Origin of the sequence: Streptomyces sp. DSM 15324, from assembly GCF_001514285.1 — a bacterium.
Classification (GTDB): domain Bacteria; phylum Actinomycetota; class Actinomycetes; order Streptomycetales; family Streptomycetaceae; genus Streptomyces.
In genome coordinates, this window is the sequence record NZ_KQ949038.1 from 109,365 (window position 1) to 125,746 (window position 16,382).

The 16,382-nt window shown below is 69.4% G+C and carries 14 protein-coding genes; 4 read left to right on the forward strand and 10 right to left on the reverse strand.

Annotated elements, in window-relative coordinates; genetic code table 11:
• The first annotated feature begins 14 nt into the window (after positions 1–14).
• Entirely contained in the window at positions 15–917 is a 903-nt protein-coding gene (locus AQJ58_RS36590; RefSeq protein ID WP_067258368.1) for a TIGR03620 family F420-dependent LLM class oxidoreductase, read from the forward strand.
• A 30-nt stretch (positions 918–947) separates the two neighbouring features.
• Here the strand turns inward: AQJ58_RS36590 and AQJ58_RS36595 are convergent, their stop codons facing one another.
• The 7 genes from AQJ58_RS36595 to AQJ58_RS36625 form a co-directional block, all read right to left on the reverse strand.
• Positions 948–2,558 (reverse strand): 4-coumarate--CoA ligase family protein, encoded by a 1,611-nt coding sequence (locus AQJ58_RS36595; RefSeq protein WP_199844770.1) that lies wholly within the window; start codon positions 2,556–2,558, stop codon positions 948–950.
• A 53-nt stretch (positions 2,559–2,611) separates the two neighbouring features.
• On the reverse strand, positions 2,612–3,499 hold the full coding sequence (locus tag AQJ58_RS36600) for an alpha/beta fold hydrolase (protein ID WP_067258373.1): 888 nt from the start codon (positions 3,497–3,499) through the stop codon (positions 2,612–2,614).
• Entirely contained in the window at positions 3,496–5,031 is a 1,536-nt protein-coding gene (locus tag AQJ58_RS36605; protein ID WP_067258376.1) for a flavin-containing monooxygenase, read from the reverse strand. Before AQJ58_RS36605 ends, AQJ58_RS36600 begins: the two co-directional genes overlap by 4 nt.
• A 1-nt stretch (position 5,032) precedes the next feature.
• The gene (locus AQJ58_RS36610) at positions 5,033–5,989 is read right to left on the reverse strand and encodes a 3-hydroxyacyl-CoA dehydrogenase (RefSeq protein WP_067258377.1); all 957 of its coding nucleotides are present in this window, start codon (positions 5,987–5,989) and stop codon (positions 5,033–5,035) included.
• A gap of 104 nt (positions 5,990–6,093) precedes the next feature.
• Positions 6,094–6,822, reverse strand: coding sequence for an alpha/beta fold hydrolase (locus tag AQJ58_RS36615; RefSeq protein WP_067258380.1), 729 nt, complete (start codon positions 6,820–6,822; stop codon positions 6,094–6,096).
• Positions 6,823–7,632: 810 nt separating this feature from the next.
• A complete protein-coding gene (locus AQJ58_RS36620; protein WP_067258383.1) occupies positions 7,633–8,127 on the reverse strand; it encodes a winged helix-turn-helix transcriptional regulator in 495 nt (164 codons plus the stop codon).
• A gap of 181 nt (positions 8,128–8,308) precedes the next feature.
• A complete protein-coding gene (locus AQJ58_RS36625; protein ID WP_067258385.1) occupies positions 8,309–9,331 on the reverse strand; it encodes an AraC family transcriptional regulator in 1,023 nt (340 codons plus the stop codon).
• A gap of 200 nt (positions 9,332–9,531) precedes the next feature.
• Between AQJ58_RS36625 and AQJ58_RS36630 the strand changes: the two genes are divergently transcribed.
• The 3 genes from AQJ58_RS36630 to AQJ58_RS36640 all read left to right on the forward strand — a co-directional run bounded on the left by AQJ58_RS36630 (position 9,532) and on the right by AQJ58_RS36640 (position 12,431).
• Positions 9,532–10,614 (forward strand): zinc-binding dehydrogenase, encoded by a 1,083-nt coding sequence (locus tag AQJ58_RS36630; RefSeq protein WP_199844772.1) that lies wholly within the window; start codon positions 9,532–9,534, stop codon positions 10,612–10,614.
• Between the two features lie 92 nt (positions 10,615–10,706).
• Positions 10,707–11,237, forward strand: coding sequence for a 2,4'-dihydroxyacetophenone dioxygenase family protein (locus tag AQJ58_RS36635; RefSeq protein WP_067258388.1), 531 nt, complete (start codon positions 10,707–10,709; stop codon positions 11,235–11,237).
• Between the two features lie 132 nt (positions 11,238–11,369).
• Positions 11,370–12,431 carry an alpha/beta fold hydrolase gene (locus AQJ58_RS36640; protein ID WP_067258390.1) on the forward strand — a complete coding sequence of 354 codons (1,062 nt, stop codon included), beginning with the start codon at positions 11,370–11,372 and terminating at the stop codon, positions 12,429–12,431.
• A 399-nt stretch (positions 12,432–12,830) separates the two neighbouring features.
• On the opposite strand, the gene AQJ58_RS36645 is transcribed toward AQJ58_RS36640, so the two are convergent.
• The 3 genes from AQJ58_RS36645 to AQJ58_RS36655 are packed head-to-tail and all read right to left on the reverse strand — an operon-like array spanning position 12,831 to position 16,228.
• On the reverse strand, positions 12,831–14,303 hold the full coding sequence (locus AQJ58_RS36645) for a class I adenylate-forming enzyme family protein (RefSeq protein ID WP_067258392.1): 1,473 nt from the start codon (positions 14,301–14,303) through the stop codon (positions 12,831–12,833).
• Between the two features lie 36 nt (positions 14,304–14,339).
• A complete protein-coding gene (locus AQJ58_RS36650; protein ID WP_067258395.1) occupies positions 14,340–15,263 on the reverse strand; it encodes an alpha/beta hydrolase in 924 nt (307 codons plus the stop codon).
• Entirely contained in the window at positions 15,260–16,228 is a 969-nt protein-coding gene (locus tag AQJ58_RS36655) for an enoyl-CoA hydratase/isomerase family protein (protein ID WP_067258397.1), read from the reverse strand. Before AQJ58_RS36655 ends, AQJ58_RS36650 begins: the two co-directional genes overlap by 4 nt.
• Between the last annotated feature and the right edge of the window lie 154 nt (positions 16,229–16,382).

Sequence of the window (16,382 nt, forward strand, 5' to 3'; positions counted from 1 at the left end):
GAGGGGATCGTCCGATGGGTGGCATAGATGGTCTGGATCTCGGGACGTTCGGGGTCTACACGTTCGACTTCGAGTTCCAACCGGCCGCACAGATACGCGATGCGGCCCAGGAGCTGGAGGAACAGGGCTGGCGGGCACTGTGGGTTCCCGAGCTCCTCGGGCGCGACGCGCTCACGCACGCCGGATATCTGCTCGCCGGCACCGATCGGATGCGCGTCGTCAACGGCATCGCGCAGATCTGGTCACGCGGGGCCAGGTGGGCGTACGGAGCCTCCCTCCTGCTGGCTGACGCCTACCCCGGCCGGCATGTGCTGGGCCTGGGATTCGGCGGTGGGCCCGGGCAGGGCGCGGTGGTCAGGCCGCTGGCGGCCATGACCGCGTACCTGGACGAGCTGGACGCCCTCAGCGGACAGACGCCCAACCCCATGCCCAATGCTCCGATGCGCCGCATCATGGCCGCATACGGGCCGAGGATGCTTGAGCTGGCGCGCGACCGCACGGCCGGCGCGCAGACCTACCACGTCAACGTGGCGCACACCGCGCAGGCGCGCGAGATCCTCGGGCCGGACGCGTTCCTGGGCGTCGAACACGCCGTGCTGTTCGAGTCGGACCCCGGCAAGGCCCGCGCGATCGCGCGGGAACACCTGCACATCTATCTCAACTCCCCGTACAACATCGCGAAGTTCCGCCGTCTCGGCTACTCGGAGGAGGAGATCGCCGGTGGCGGTGACCGCATCGTCGACGACCTCGTGTTCTGGGGCGACCTGGACACCGTCGTCGACAAGCTCCATGCCCATGTCGAGGCCGGCGCCGATCATGTCGCGGTGCAGGTGATCGGGATCGAGCCGGGCGCCTCCGCGATGCCGTACTGGCGGCTGCTCGGCGAGGCACTCCTGCCCCCGGGCGGCGGCGCCTGATGCCCCGCCGGTCGTTCCCGACGGCGCGCGTCACGTGCTCGGGGCGCGGAGCTCCTTGCGCAGGATCTTGCCGGACGCGGACTTGGGGATGGCATCGATGAACTCGACCCGCCGGACCTTCTTGTACGGGGCGACGCGCGCCGCCACGAACGCGATGACCTCCTGCGCGGTCAGGTCGGTGCCAGGCCGGCGCACGACGAACGCCTTGGGGATCTCCTCGCCGTCGCTGTCGGTGACCCCGATGACGGCGGCGTCGGTGACGGCCGGGTGGGTCAGCAGCAGCGCCTCCAGTTCGGCGGGCGGGACCTGGTAACCCTTGTACTTGATCAGTTCCTTGAGCCGGTCGACGATGAACACCCTGCCCGCACCGTCGACTTGGGCGAGGTCGCCGGTGTGCAGGAACCCGTCGGCGTCGATCGTGTCCGCGGTCGCCTGCGGGTTGCCCAGGTAGGCGGTCATCACGTTGGGCCCCTTGACCCACAACTCGCCCGGCGCGCTCAGCCCGTCGGCGGGGTAGGCGATCTCCTTGCCGGTGGCGGGATCGACGAGCTTGTTGACCGTGTTGGGGACGGGCCAGCCGCAGGAGCTGAGCGGGGCGCTCTCGCCGAAGCGGTCCTGGCCGCCGTCGCGGGGCATGACGTGACTGACCGGGCTCAGCTCGCTCATGCCGAAGCCCTGGAGCACCCGTACGTCCAGCCGCTCGGCGACGGCGCTTCCGAGATCGGCGTCCAAGGGTGCGGCGCCGGACAGGACGACACTCAGCGAGGACAGGTCGTACTCGTCGACCTGAGGGTGCTTGGCCAGCGCCACCGCGACGGGAGGCGCGATGAAACCGTAGGTGACCCGGTGTTCCTGGATGGTGCCCAGGAACGCGGCCAGCTCGAAGCGGGGCATGACGACGAGCGTCGCCCGCGCGTGCAACGCGGCGTTGAGCAGGACGGTCATCCCGTAGATGTGGAAGAACGGCAGCACCGCGAGGATCCTGTCCTCGGCGCTCATGGCGAGCAGCGGCCGGGTCTGGGCCACGTTGGCGACCAGGTTGCGGTGGGTGAGCATGACGCCCTTGGGGTCGCCGGTGGTGCCGGAGCTGTAGGGCAGAACGGCCAGGTGTCTGGCGGGATCGAAGTCGGCCTGCGGTGCCGGGGCGTCCTGGGCGAGCAGATCGCCGGCGTTCGGGTGGCCGGTGGCCGCTTCACCGTCGCCGTCCAGGACGATCAGGCGCCGCGGCGCGATCCCCGCGGACTCTGCCGCCTCCCGGGCCTGCGGCAGCAGCGCACTGACCGTGATCAGCATCGTCGCGTTCGCGTCGGTGAGCTGTTTGGCGATGTCGTTCGCGGTGAACAACGCGTTCACGGTGGTCGCCGTGGCGCCGGCCCGCAGAATACCGTGGAAGGCCACCGCGAACAGGGACGAGTTCGGAGCCAGCAGGCCCACCACGTCTCCGACGCCGATGCCGCGGGCGGCCAGTGCCCCGGCCGTCGCGTTCACCCGCTCGATCAGCTCCCGGTACGTGGTCCGCGCGCCGCCGACGGCATCGATGAGCGCGATCCGGTCCAGATCCGTCCGGCTGATGTCTGCGAAAAGCAGGTCGTACACGCTCACTTCGGGGATGTCGACGTCGGGAAAAGGGCTGGCGAACATGACGGACTCCATTGCTCAGGGTCTTGGGGCTGTGCGGCAGGCGGTCGCAGCGATCACCGGGAGGCCGCGCTGTCTCGCGGGAGGGTGCCGTCACGGTGTTTCGTCGCGGCGAGAAAGGCCAGGACGAGCTCGGCGAACCGGTCGGGGCACTCGACCTGCGGCATGTGACCGATCCCCGGCAGGAGATGGGTCTCGGCGTGCGGCAGGAGCCCGCGTGCGGAGTCGAGGTGACGGGCGGGCAGAACCCGGTCGTCCTCGCCCCAGATGATCAGGGTGGGGCGCGGGTACTTCACGACGGCGGCGGCCAGCTCGGCCTGCCAGCCGGGCTTCGCGCCGCGCACGGTGGAGAGTCCTCGCACCGTCTCCAGCAGCACGGCGCCCGGACCGGGCTGCCGGGCGATGGCCAGGGCGTGGTCGACGCGCTCCTTGGTGGCCACCGCCGGGTCGGCGTACATCAGGCGTTCGGTCATGAGCGCGCCGGCGCGCGTGGTGCGTCGGATGGCGAGGGGGCCGAGGACGGGCAGGGCGAGCAGCCGCAACGCGAACGCGACCTCGGGGCCGAATCCGGCGCTGTCGACCAGCACCAGCGAGGTCACCCGTTCCGCGTCGAGCGCGAGCAACCGCTGCGCGATGGCGCCGCCGAGCGAGTTGCCGAGCACGTGCAGGGGACGCCGTTCGCCGAGGGCGTCGAGCGTCTCGAGCGCTCCGCGTGCCAGCACCTGCAGTGTGGTGGGCTCGGGGGAGCGGGCGGAGAACCCGAAGCCCGGAAGGTCGAGAGAGATCAACCGGTACCCCTGGGCAAGGCGTGGGTACTGCGGGGCCCAGTCCTCGAGACTGCGGCCGATGCCGTGCAGCATCAGCACGGGCGGGCCGGCCGGGTCACCCGCGACACGGACGCGGGTGCGCCGTCCCCTGACGGAGATGAAGGCGGGCGCGCTCACGCCGCCGCTTCCCTGTGCGCCGCCGCGCCCGGTGCAGCGGAATGGCCCACCCCGGTTGCGGTGAACCGGAGTGCGGGGTCCTCGACCGGGCCGGTGCCCAGCCGGGCACGGTCGAGTGCGTAGTCCTGACTCACCGTCCACGGGCCGTGGGAGCCCTGTTGGGGGAACAGGTGCATGGCCCGGTTGATGTACGCCGTGTCCATGTCCAGGAACGGCCGTCCGGTGAGCGACGGGTCGTCGGCGACCGGGGTGACGGTGGCGTAGCCGTGGCGGTCCATGTGGGCGAGCAGCCGGCACAGGTGATCGGCGACCAGGTCCACCTTCAGCGTCCACGCGTTGGTGGTGTAGCCGAGCGCGAAGGCGAAGTTGGGCACACCGCTGACCATCATCGACTTGTAGATGAAGTGGTCGTGGAGGTCGACGGCCTGCCCGTCGACGTGCAGGGCGATCCCGCCGAACGGCAGCATGTTCAGTCCGGTGGCCGTGACGATGATGTCGGCTTCGAGCTCGTTGCCCGACTCGAGCAGGATCCCGTGTTCGGTGAACCGCGTGATGCGGTCGGTGACCACCGAGGCCGCACCGCTGGAGATGGCCTTGAACAGGTCGGAGTCGGGGACCACGCACAACCGCTGGTCCCATGGGTTGTAGCGGGGGTTGAAGTGGGTGTCGACCGCGTAACCCGCGGGCAGCGCCCGGGCGTTGAGCTTGCGGATCAGGCGGCGCATCTGCCGCGGGTAGCGGCGGCTCGCGGCCAGGATCAGACGCTGACGGTTGGTGTTGAGTCGCCGTGAGATCCCGTACGCGACCGTCTCCGGCAGCAGCTGGCGCAGGGTGTTGGCGATCGGGTCCCGGCGGGGGACCGGCAGCACGTAGGAAGGCGAACGCTGCAGCATGGTGACGTGGCCGGCCTTGTCGGCCATCGAGGGCAGGAGTGTCACGGCGGTGGCGCCGCTGCCGATGACGACGACCTTCTTCCCGGCGTAGTCGAGGTCCTCCGGCCACTGTTGCGGGTGGACGACCGGTCCGCGGAAGTCCTCGCGCCCCTCGAAGTGGGGGGTGTATCCGCCGGCGTAGTCGTAGTAGCCGGCGGCGGAGAACAGCACGCCGCAGGTGACGTCGAACTGCTCGCCGTCACTGGTGCGCTCGAGTGTGACGGTCCAGCGTGCCGTGTCGGACGAGAAGTTGGCGCCCAGAACCTTGTGGCCGAGGTGCAGGTACTGATCGAGGCCGTTCTCGGCGATCGCCTCGCGCAGGTAGTCGAGGATCTCGTGGGCGTCGGCGATGGCGTTGTCCTTGGTCCACGGCTTGAAGCCGAGACCGAAGCTCTGCATGTCGGCGTCGGACCGGATGCCCGGATAGCGGAACAGGTCCCAGGTCCCGCCGATCGCGTCGCGTCCGTCGACGATGGCGAAGGTCCGGCCCGGCTGCTTCGACTTCAGGTGATAGGCCGTGTCGATGCCGGAGATGCCGGCTCCGACGATCAGTACGTCGACGTGTTCTAGTCTCTGTGTCGCTCGGGCGGTTCCGCTCATGTCAGGCTCCTTCGATCGGCACTATCAGGGACACGAGGTCCGGTACGGCGGAGATGTCGGGGACATCGAGGAAGCCGGGACGCTGGTAGGCCGGGTCGGGGTAGTCGTAGTAGCCCCCGCCGGTCTGCAGTCCCAGCCGTCCGCGGTCCAGGAAGTTCTTCTTGACGTACTCGGCGTTGGCGCCCATCTGCGCGTCGTCGTTCTCTCTCGCCCAGTGGGAGAGGACGTCGTACGCCGTCTTCATGCCGATCATGTCCATCATGCCCAGCGGCCCGAACCTGGCGCCCGTGTACAAGAACGTGCGGTCCACGTCCTCGGGCGTGGCGACTCCGTTGGTCACGAGGGTCTGCGCGGCGTTGAGGAAGGGGACCAGCCACGTGTTGACGACATAGCCGTGCTGTTCCTTGCGCACGGGGATCGGCAGCATGCCGATCTCGACGGCGAACTCCGTGACCTCGGTGAGCGTCTGTGGCGACGTACCCGGGTGAGCCATGATCTCGGCGAAGTTCATCGCCCAGATCATGTTGGAGAAGTGCAGAGCGCAGAACTTCTCCGGACGGCCCGTGGCCGAGGCGAAGTCCCTGGGGAGGAACGTCGAGGAGTTCGTCGCGATGAGGGTGTCCGCGGACAGCAGTCCGGCCAACTCCTCGTACACGGCCGTCTTGACCGCGGGGATCTCCGGCACCGCCTCGATCACCAGGTCCGCCCGGGCGACCGCGGCAGCCAGGTCGGTGCCGTACGTCAGACGCTCCCGGGCGGCAGCGATGTCCGCCTCGTCGGCGCCCACGTCCGACAGGTAGATGGCGGCGTACTGGTCGTGCGCGGCCTGGCAGCGCACGATCGCGTCTGGATCGATGTCGTACACGGTGACGGTCTTGCCCTTGAACGCGCTGTGCCAGGCGATCTGTCCGCCCAGCACACCTGAGCCCAGGACGGTCACGTTGTCGAGTCGGGACATTGGCTCTCTCTTTCTTTGGCGGCAGGAGTTCGCAGAGACGGGATGCGGCACCTCTCACCCCGGTCGAGCGGGTGCAGCCGGCCCTCTCGTTCCGGAGGCGATGGCTAGGTCCGGACGCTTTCCCAGTGCTGTGTCAGCGCGTCGGCGAGTTCGCGCGGGCGTTGGACCGGTCCCCAGTGGCCGCTGTCCAGGCGGACGACGTTCGTGGCCCTGACGCTCTTGGCGAGAATGTCGGCGCGTTCCACCGGCTCGAACTGGTCGGCGATGCCCCAGAACACGAGGGAGGGGCTCATAAGGCTCGCCAGACCCATCTCCCATTCGTCACCGACGTGGGCAGCGGAGCGGTAGAGGCGAAGGATGCTCTCCTTCATCGTGGTGTCCAGCCGGCTTGCGGTCTGCTCGGCGCGATGGGTGGGCACGCCGCTGGCCTGCAGCAGCTTGCTCAGCTTGGGCGCGTCGAACTCGGCCATCCACTGCTCTCCGGCCTTGGGGGTCTGCCAGATCTTCCCGAGGTCGTGCCACTCGACCGCACCGCTGACCGAAGCGTCGCCGCCGGCCCAGGTTCTGACCAGGTCGGGACGCAGCGAGGCGACGCGTGCGGTGAGGGCGCAGCCCCAGTCGTGGCCGACGAGGTCGGCCGGGCTGCCGAGTCCCTCCAGCCGGGCGATGATCCAGTCGACGTACTCCTCCTTGGTGGAGGTGAAGCCTTCCGGTACGGGGCATCCGAAGCCGGGCAGTGCGAGGGTGAGGACATCGGTTCGTGGCAGGTGGTCAAGGACGTCGTCCCATACGTGGTGGGTGTCCGGGACGCCATGAACGAGTACGGCAGGCACAGGTCTCTCCGCTCGGCTGTTGGCTCGCAGGGGGGGTGCTGGGGTCCGGGCTCGGTGTCGTGGAAGCCCAAGGCAAGGGGGTGTGCCGACGAGCTGAGCGGGCCCGGGGGTGGCCCGCAACGTCACAACGTCAGCAGGGCGCGGGCAACTTCACGACCGGTCGTCCCGGGTGAGTGCCGATGCGGGCAGGGCCCGTCGTCAGATGGGTGAGGGACGGCGGCGGCAGTCAGGCGGCTTTCCAACGGCTCTTTGCTGCCGGTCAGTTGATCGCCCAGCGGGGCGCCGCAGCAACACCGGTAGTGGTGGTGTCGGTTACCGCCGGAGAGCGAGGTGTCTCACGCTCGGCCTTGTGCCCGATCGGGACCGGCGCGTCGTTCGGCGAGCGCGGCAGGGGCGCGAGCAAACGCTGCCCGAATGGTTCAGGGGCAGCGCGTGGTGCTGATCGCCGAGAGCCGGCCAGGACCGGGTGACGGCATCCGTGGTGACGGCCCTTCCGGCGTCCTCCGGAGTGAACTGCTCGGTGCCGGTGAGCTGTTCACTCGGGTCGAGCGGTAATCGATCACTTCGGCGGCTCGACGTGATCGCTGCGCGGTGGTGTCGGACGGCTCGGCCGCCTGCTGAAGCGCTCATGGCACACCTCGTCGTGTGACGGCCCCCGTCTCGGCGGCGGCCGGTGGAGCGGTGCTCGGCCATCTGATCCGAGCCGGCCGCCCACGTGCTCACGCTCGTTTGCGGGCTCGGGGGCTCACAGTAGGAGAGTCACTACCATCATGCAAGTGACTGGTTGTGGTGATCGTGGTCACCGTGCGATCACGAGGTCTGCCGATTCCTCCACTCGAGTACGGCTCGGAGCCGGTCGTCCGCGGACGGGCCCGGCATGAACGTGGTGTGTTCCTCGTCGATGGGGTGGCCGGTCGTCCGGTCGATCAGCAGCGGATCGACGTCGTTGCCCGACTCCTTGTCCACCAGGCGGACGTTCGGCTCGTTCGGCGGAAAGTGCTTGGTGCCAAAGGCGTACAGGGTGGTGAGGACCGGCTGGAATGCATGGCCGGCCTCGGTCAGGACGTACTCGTCCCTCGGGGGGCGCTCGCTGTAGCGGCGGCGCTCGAGAAGGCCGGCCTCGACGAGCGCGCCGAGCCGGCGCGTCAGGGAGTTCGGTGAGATGCCCAGGCTCTTCTGGAACCCGTCGAACCGGGTGATGCCATGGCTCGCGTCGCGCAGGATGAGGATGCTCCACCACTCGCCGACCCGTTCCAGCGCCAGCGCGACCGGGCAGCTCATGTCCTGAAAGCTCTTCCGTTCCATGATGGAAGTCTACGGACGGGGCAGCGGCGCCCGACGCGCCGGCACGGGTCGAACCGGCCGTCTCCGTAGTCCGCAGCAGGGCGATCGGCCGGGCCGGTGCGGTCACGTCGAGCCCGGTGCCATGGGCTGGAGGTGGCGGTGTCACCGATCGCGCAGGGTCGAAGGACCCTGCAGCGAGGATTCAGGACAGCCGGGCGGGCTCCGCCTCTGGCGTGCCCCGCCTGCGTGCGCGCAGTTGTCGGGGCGTTTCGCCGTACCACCGTCGGCAGGCCCGCGTGTAGCTGCTGGTCTCGGAGTAGCCGAGCATGGTCGCGATCCGGGAGATCTGCATGCCGGTGGCGGAGAGGTCCCATGCCATGTCGCGCCGCACGTCGTCGAGGATCTCCTCGAAGGACGTGCCCGACTCGGCGAGCCTGCGCTGGAGCACCCGCGGGTGCAGGGACATCGCCCTGGCGACCGCGACCAGGTCGGCGTGGTTGACGACCAGAAGCCGCTGGGCCATGCCGCGCACGTGATCGGCGACCGCCAGGTCGGGCCGTATGCCCGCGAGGTAGTTCTCGGCCAGGGCCAGCGCCGCCTCGTCCCGACCGCGGATCGACTGGTGCAACGAGTGCGGCGGCAGGTGGACGGAGTTCACCTCCCGCTCGAACTCGACCGGGCACCCGAACATCTCGCGATAGCTCGCCATCGGTGCGATGCGGCGGTGCTGCAGTGTGACCCGGAGCGGAACGAAGCTCTCGCCGAGCATCAAGCGGAAGGCGTCCATCGCGATGCCGAGGCCCTTCTCGACCATCTGGTCGCGATGAGCGAGACGTCGCAGGTTCGTCGAGAACGTGAAGATCGCCGCGTCCGGCTCGCGGATCAGTTCCGTGGAGTCGGGAGGCGCGAGGTGGTGCAGGCAGCGGGAGACCCCCTCGATCGCCGCCTGCACCGTTTCCGCGTTGCGGATGATGACCGCGACGGGGCCCAGCATCCGGATGCCCTGCCTGCGGGCCAGCCGCATCCCGAAATCGGGGCAGTCGAGTTCCCGGGCCGCCTCCCCGATCACGGCGGCCACCGACGGATACGGAAGAAACGTGTCGTAGTCGCCTGCCGCCCCGGGGTCGACACCGTGCGCCCGCATGAGGGCGTGGGGATCGCCGCCGAGACTGGACACCAGATCAGCGACGTTGAGGAGCGCGAGACCACGGATCAGGTCGGTCACAGTCGCCAAGTGTCAACTAATAGTCGCATCAAGACAAGTTTCAGAGCTTCTCCCGCTGCCAGCATCCTCATCGGCGTCACCTCGCCAGCGTGACGGATCTCCGTCTTCGAGGAAGCAGACAGAGCCATGCACAACCACGTTCATGCAGAACAGACCCTCGGCGCCAGCGGTCGCTGCGACGCCGGCGCGAGGAGCATCTCATGTCGATGAAGGCAGTCGTCATGATCAACAGCGGCCTCGAGGTGGTCCAGGCACCGCTCCCGCAGCCCGGCCCCGGAGAAGCCCTCGTCAAGGTCCTCGCGGCCGGGATCTGCGGCAGTGACCTGCACTGCGTCACCCACGGCGCCCAGCTGCTGGACAGCGCCAAACAGGCGGCGGGAGTAGAGCTGTTCAAGCTGGACGAACCGGTCGTCCTCGGCCATGAGTTCTGTGCCGAGATCGTCGAGTACGGTCCCGGCTGCCGCGAGACGCTCGCCCCCGGCAGCCGCGTCGTCTCGGTGCCGTTCCTGCTGCGGCCGGAACCTGTCACCCTCGGCTTCGGGGGACCGGGCACCCCCGGTGCGTACGCCGAGTACATGCTCCTGTCGGAGGATCTCCTCGTCCCGGTGCCCGACCACGTCCCCGACGACATCGCCACCCTCGCCGAGCCGCTCGCGGTCGCCCTGCACGCGGTCAACCGCGGCGGTCTGGGGCCCGACGACGTGCCGCTCGTGATCGGCTGCGGTCCCATCGGGCTCGCGGTGATCGCGGTTCTGAAGATGCGGGGCATCGGCCCGATCGTGGCGTCGGACTTCTCGCCCTCGCGCAGGGCGATGGCCGCCGCCCTCGGCGCCGATGTCGTGGTCGACCCGCGCGAGACGTCGCCCTACGAGTCCTGGCAGGAGGTCGCCGCCTCCTCCGACACGACGCGGTGGGGCCGTCAGACCCCGATGTTCCCCGGGGCGGGATTGCGTCCGTCCGTCGTCTTCGAGTGCGTCGGCGTCCCCGGCATCATCCAGCAGATCCTGGCCGGGGCCGCGGCCTGTTCGAAGGTCGTCGTCGCGGGCCTGTGCATGGTGCAGGACTCCTTCTACCCGAGCTTCGCGATCATGAAGGAGATCGACCTGGCCTTCTGCATCTCCTACACGCCCGAGGAGTTCGCCCAGGCGCTGGGACACATCGCCTCCGGAGAGCTGCAGGTCGAGGCGTTCATCACCAGCCGCGTCGGACTCGACGACGTGCCCGAGGCCTTCGCGAGGCTGGCCGACCCCGAGAAGGACGCCAAGATCATCGTCCTTCCCTGAGCCGATCCCGGTCCGACCGCCCTCCCGTCCCCTGCCGACGAGGGGACCCGCCTCGCAAGGCCGAGGCCATCGTGAGAAAGCAGGCACCCGCCATGACCGCTGAACTGACCGCCGACAAGGTCCCCGTCGTCTCGCTCCCGCAGACCGAGCTGCTCACGGTCAACGTGAACGAGATTCCCGTCCTGAAGGACTCCCTGGGCCCCGGGATCGACTTCCAGCCCCTGTTCCTCGATCCCGAGGTCGGGGTGTGGGTCATCCTCGGCACCTTCGCACCCGGTGTGGAGCTGCCCATCCACCTCCACACCGGCCCCGTGCACGGTTACACCCTGAGCGGGGAGTGGATCTACAAGGAGTACGCGGACCAGCCGCAGACCGCCGGGTCGTACCTCTACGAACCCGCCTCCTCGGTCCACACCTTCGCCGTGCCGGAGACGACCACCGAGCCCACGGTCGTGCTCTTCATCGTGTACGGCGCCAACGTCGGCTTCACCGACGACGGTCAGTTCCACTCCGTCCTCGACGCTGTCACCGTCCAGAAGCTGACCGCGGACTGCGCGCGGGCGCAGGGCCTGGGCCCCATCAGGTACCTGACCGGTGGGACCGCCAGGTTCACCGACGCGTAACCGGGACCGGCGGTGCGGCACCGGGCCGAAGCGGCGGCCCGCTGCCGCACCGCCCTCCAACCGGGGCGGCACGACGGGACCGTGCCGCCCCGGGAAACGTTCCATCACTCAAGAGCAGCACGGAGGCCGCCCATGCCCCTCTCAGACTGGGAACAGCGCACCGTCCGGGTCAACGGACAGCGCATCCACCTGCGGATCGCCGGCACGTCCGGCCCGATCGTCCTGATGGTCCACGGTTTCCCCGAGTCCTGGCACTCGTGGCGGCACCAGATGGATGCGCTGTCCGGCGCCGGCTATCGCGCCGTGGCGATGGACATGCGGGGATACGGCCGCTCGTCCAAACCCGCCGAGGTGGCCGCCTACCGGATCACCGAGTCGGTCGCGGACTGCGTCGGCGTGGTCGAGGCCCTGGGCGAGTCGACCGCCGTGATCGTCGGCCACGACTACGGGGCCCCGGTGGCGTGGGCCTCGGCGTGGACCCGGCCCGACGTCTTCCGCGGGGTCGTGGCGCTGAGCGTGCCGTTCGGCGGCCGGGGCCAGGCGGCGCTGCCGGGCAACGCCTTCGGTGAGCGCCGGCCGAGCGAGGTCTTCCGCGAGCTGGCGGGCCCCGACATGCTGTTCTATCAGGAGTACTTCGCGCTCCCCAGCGGCGTTGCGCAGCAGGAGATCGAAGAGGACGTGCGGTCGTGGGTCATCAGCGGCCTCTACAGCCTGTCCGCGGATCGTCCCCTGCCGCCGGAACTCGCCGGCGTCGACCTCACCTCGCTGCCGCCGGACTTCCTCCGCGAGTTCGTACGAGGTGCCATGTGCGTGCCCCGTACGGAGAAGTTCGGCGCGAGGCTGGAACTGCCGGAGAAACTGCCCCACTGGATCGGCCAGGACGAGGTGGACTTCTTGGTGGCCGAACTGGAGCACAGCGGGCTGACCGGCCCGCTCAACTACTACCGCAACCACGACCTGAACTGGGAGGTCCTCGGCGAGTACGAGGACAGGCCGGTGACTGTGCCCGCGCTCTTCATCGGGGGCGACCGGGACGTGGCGACGATCTGGAGTCAGGAGGCGATCGCCCGGATCGGGGAGAAGGTCCAGGACCTGCGGGGATCGGTGATCCTTTCCGACTGCGGGCACTGGATTCAGCAGGAGCAGCCCGAGGCCGTCAACAGGGAACTCCTCGGCTTTCTCGGCGGTCTCTGAGGCCGCGCATCGGTCGTCTGCGAACCGGGGACGGGCACACCGGCCGGGCTGGGCGGCGGTGAGGGTCGTCGCCGCCCGCCCCTCAGCTCGGCGTTCAACCTCGCAGGCACTCGTTCCTGCCTGCCTGCGGTTCTTCACGGGACAGCGGAGGCGGCCGTTCTCCACGCTTCGAGTGCACGAGGGAACGGCCTGCGTGCGGGGCTGTTGTCGGCAATGCCCGGAATCGAGGCGTTGGGCTTGTAGTCCCGCTTCGGGCCGAGTTCTCTGGGGCGAGGCCCGTCTGCCATGGCCCCGGCCCGGGCAGCAGGCCGGGGGCTCGCGTTCAATTCCCACGAACACGACGCGCTGGTCCTTGACCGCCCGATAGGCGGCGTCGAACGGCCGCGTCACCTACGTTGATCAGGGCCGGGCCGAGAGGGCGGCGTGGCCGGCACGCAACGAGGTCTTGTCGATCTTGCCGACCGCGTTCTTCGGGATGGCTTCCACCACGTGGAACGCGGTCGGGCGCTTGTAGCCGGTGAGGCTGCGCGCACAGAGGGCTTTCAGGGCCGACGGATCGACGGTCGACCCCGGTCGTGGTTGGACGTAGGCGACGACCACCTCTCCCCACTTCTCGTCGGGTACGCCGATCACCGCGGCCTCGAGCACCGAAGGGTCACCTGCGAGCACGTCCTCGATCTCCTTGGGGTAGATGTTCTCCCCACCCCGGATGATCATGTCCTTCGAGCGCCCGACCAGGGTCAGATAGCCGTCGGCGTCGAGATGGCCCACGTCGCCCGTGTGCAACCAGCCGTCGACGATGACCTTGGCCGTTTCGTCCGGGCGGCCCAGATAGCCACGCATGACATTGGCTCCCCGTACGACGACCTCGCCGTCACCGCCCGGCTCCACCTCGACACCGTCGGCGCCGACGATCCGTATCTCCTGGCCGGGGAAGGGCAGCCCCACGGTTCCGGCGCGTCGAGGGCCCGAGACGGGATTGATGGTGGAGCCGCAGGTCCCTTCGGACAGTCCGTACCCCTCGACGAGCGGAAACCCGTACCGGGCCTCGAACCGGGTCAGCAGCTCGGCGGAGGCGGGCGCCGCGCCGCAGACCCCGAAACGCAGGGATGAGGTGTCGGGGCGCACCTCGTCCGGGAGCGCCGCGAGCATGCTGTAGATCGTCGGCACCGCGCTGAAGAAACTGGGACGTTCCCGCTCGACGAGGTCGAAGAAGGTGCGGGGATCGAACCGGCCCGCGATGACGACACTCGCCCCCACGAGCAGAGGCATGAGCACGCTGACCACGATGCCGTTGACGTGGAAGAGCGGCAGGATCAGCAGGCACCGGTCGGCCGGCCCGACCTCCAGCGCCTGGCGTCCCATCTCCACCATGGCGTCGATGTTGGCGTGGTCGAGCATCACCCCCTTGGGCACGCCGGTCGTACCGCTGGTGTAGATGAGCAGGGCCAGCGTGGCCGGGTCCAGAAGCGGTGCCTGATCCGGCTCCGCCGTTCCTTCGTGCAGCGAGCCGACGGAGAGCAGTCCGACGCCCTGCGCCACTGCGGTCGAACCGTCCTCGACCACCAGCAGCCGCGCACCGGAGTCCTTCAGCTGTCGGACCACTTCGACGTCGGTCATGTTCGGGTTGACCGGTGTGATGGTGGCACCGAGCCGCCAGGCGGCGAACAGCACAAGCACGAACTCGACGCGGTTGGTCAGCTTGAGGGCCACGACGTCACCGGGACCTATTCCGAGGTCCTGGAGCTGACGCGCCGCCGCTCGGACCCGGCTCAGCAACTGGACGTTGGTGAGGGCCTGGCGGCCGTCGGAGACCGCGGCGCCGTCGGGGTCGAGGGCCGCGCGGCGGTCGGGCAGAGATGCGAAATTCATGGCGAGGCGTACCTGTCTCGGTGTGATGCGATCCGGTCACGGAGTCGACGCGGCTGCTGCCGGCGCCAACTGGCGGACGAGGAACTCGGTCTGGTCGCGCACCAGTTGCTCGAAGGTCTCGCCGGTGTAGAAGTCGAAGTGGCCGGCGTCGTACCGCTTGACCTCTCCGCGGGGCGCGGTGCGCGCGTAGCGGAGGGTCTGGGCGGGGGGTGTGACCGAGTCGGTGTTGCTGACACAGAAGAGGATCGGCATGGTGACCTTCTTCGCCGCGCGCCCGGGCCGGTAGGCGGCGATGGTCGGGATCACCCGAGCCGCCACCTCGTTGCGGAACGACGTCCCGGCCGGCTGCAGCGCCTGGTATCCGGGCAGGGCGTCCGAGGCGTTCATGAGGGCCGGTGAGCCGGGGGCGGCGGCGATGGGAACCAGCACGGGCGCTTTGCCGCGCACTCTGGCCGCCAGGTCCCGGGCGAGTACGGGGGTCATCCTGAGGGAAGCGACCGGGCCGAGCGCGAGCGCGGAGGCGAGGCCGTCGGTGAAGGGGCACTGGGCCACGGCCGCGCGCAGTTCGGGATGGCGTGAGGCGACGGTGATGGCGTGGCCGCCGCCGAAGGAGCTGCCCCACACCGCAACGCGTGTGCGGTCGAGGTCGGGGCGGCCTGTGACGTAGGCGAGCGCGGCATCCCAGTCGGCGAGCTGACGCCTGATCGACAGGAGCTGGCGCGGGTGGCCGCCGCTGTCACCGAAATGCCGGTAGGTGAAGGCCACGGCGGCGATGCCGGCCTGCGCAAAACGCTCCGCGAAGGCGTCCAGCCGCATCTCACGGGTGGCGCCCAGGCCGTGCCCGAGGACGACGACGGGCGGGCAGGGGACACCCGTGGGGAGGTAGAGCCACCCCGCACATCTGCTGTCACCGGAGGGGAACGTGATGTCGTGACGGATGAACGAGCGCACGGTGCTCACCGTCCGCTCGTCGAGCGGTGCCCGGGCACACTGCCCGAGGCGAGCGCCTGCGCATAGGCGTCCTGCCGGTAGAGCGGGAGCTCGCCGGTGGCGTCCGTCGTCTCCATGTAGTCGAGCATCAGCTGCTGCCCTTCCTTCGACATGACTCGCGTGAAGAACTCGGCGCGTTCGACGTGCAGGCCGTCCTCCAGTGACATCGAGCCGCCGAAGTACACCGACCTCTTGGCGGCCGCCACCGACCCCTTCGACCGCTTGCCGAAGCGTTCCGCGAGTTCGACCGCCTGGGCGAGCACCTTGTCCTGGGATACGACCTGGTCGACCGCCCCGTTGGCCAGAGCCTCCGCGGGGGTGAACGGCTTGCCCTCGAGGATCGCGGCCAGGGACCGATGGGTGCCGATCAGGCGGGTCAGCCGCTGGGTGCCGCCGCCGCCCGGGATGATGCCGAGGAGGATCTCCGGCTGGCCGATGAAGACGTCCCCGTCGGCCATGACCCGCAGATCGCACGCCCAGGCGAACTCCGCGCCGAGGCCGAGAGCCGAACCGTTGAGGGCGGCGACGAAGAGCACACCACTGGCGTTCATCCGCAGGAAGGTCGTGTGCAGACGTTCCAACTGCAGGGCTCCGCGCATCGGGGTCCTGCGCAGCACGGACCCGAGGAGACGGGACCGGTCCACGTACTTCGCGGCGCGTACGACGGCTGCGGCACCGCGCCGGCCGACCGTCGGGCTCGCGGCGCCCTCTTCCTGTAGCCACTGGACCGCGGCATGGCTGACGAACCGCTCGGGATGTGCCCCGGTGAAGACGACGGCACGGACGCTCGGATCGCGGTCGACCCGGTTCACCAGCTCGTCCAGCTGCTGGGCGATGTCGAGGCCGAACTCCTGGTGCGGGCCCCCGTCGACGCGGACGATCAGGACGGCCCCGCGATCTTCGATCTTCAGACGGCCCTTGTCTTTGTACGGCATGAATTCTGCTCCCGTGCTGAGTTCATGGGGGTGGGAAAGTACGTGGGGACAGCCGCGGATGCGTGTCGCAGCGATGAGGTCGGCTTCGCCCCAACAAGCTGTGTCCGCACGGGCGGCAGGAGACTGGACCAGCGCGGATGACGTGATCGAGGAC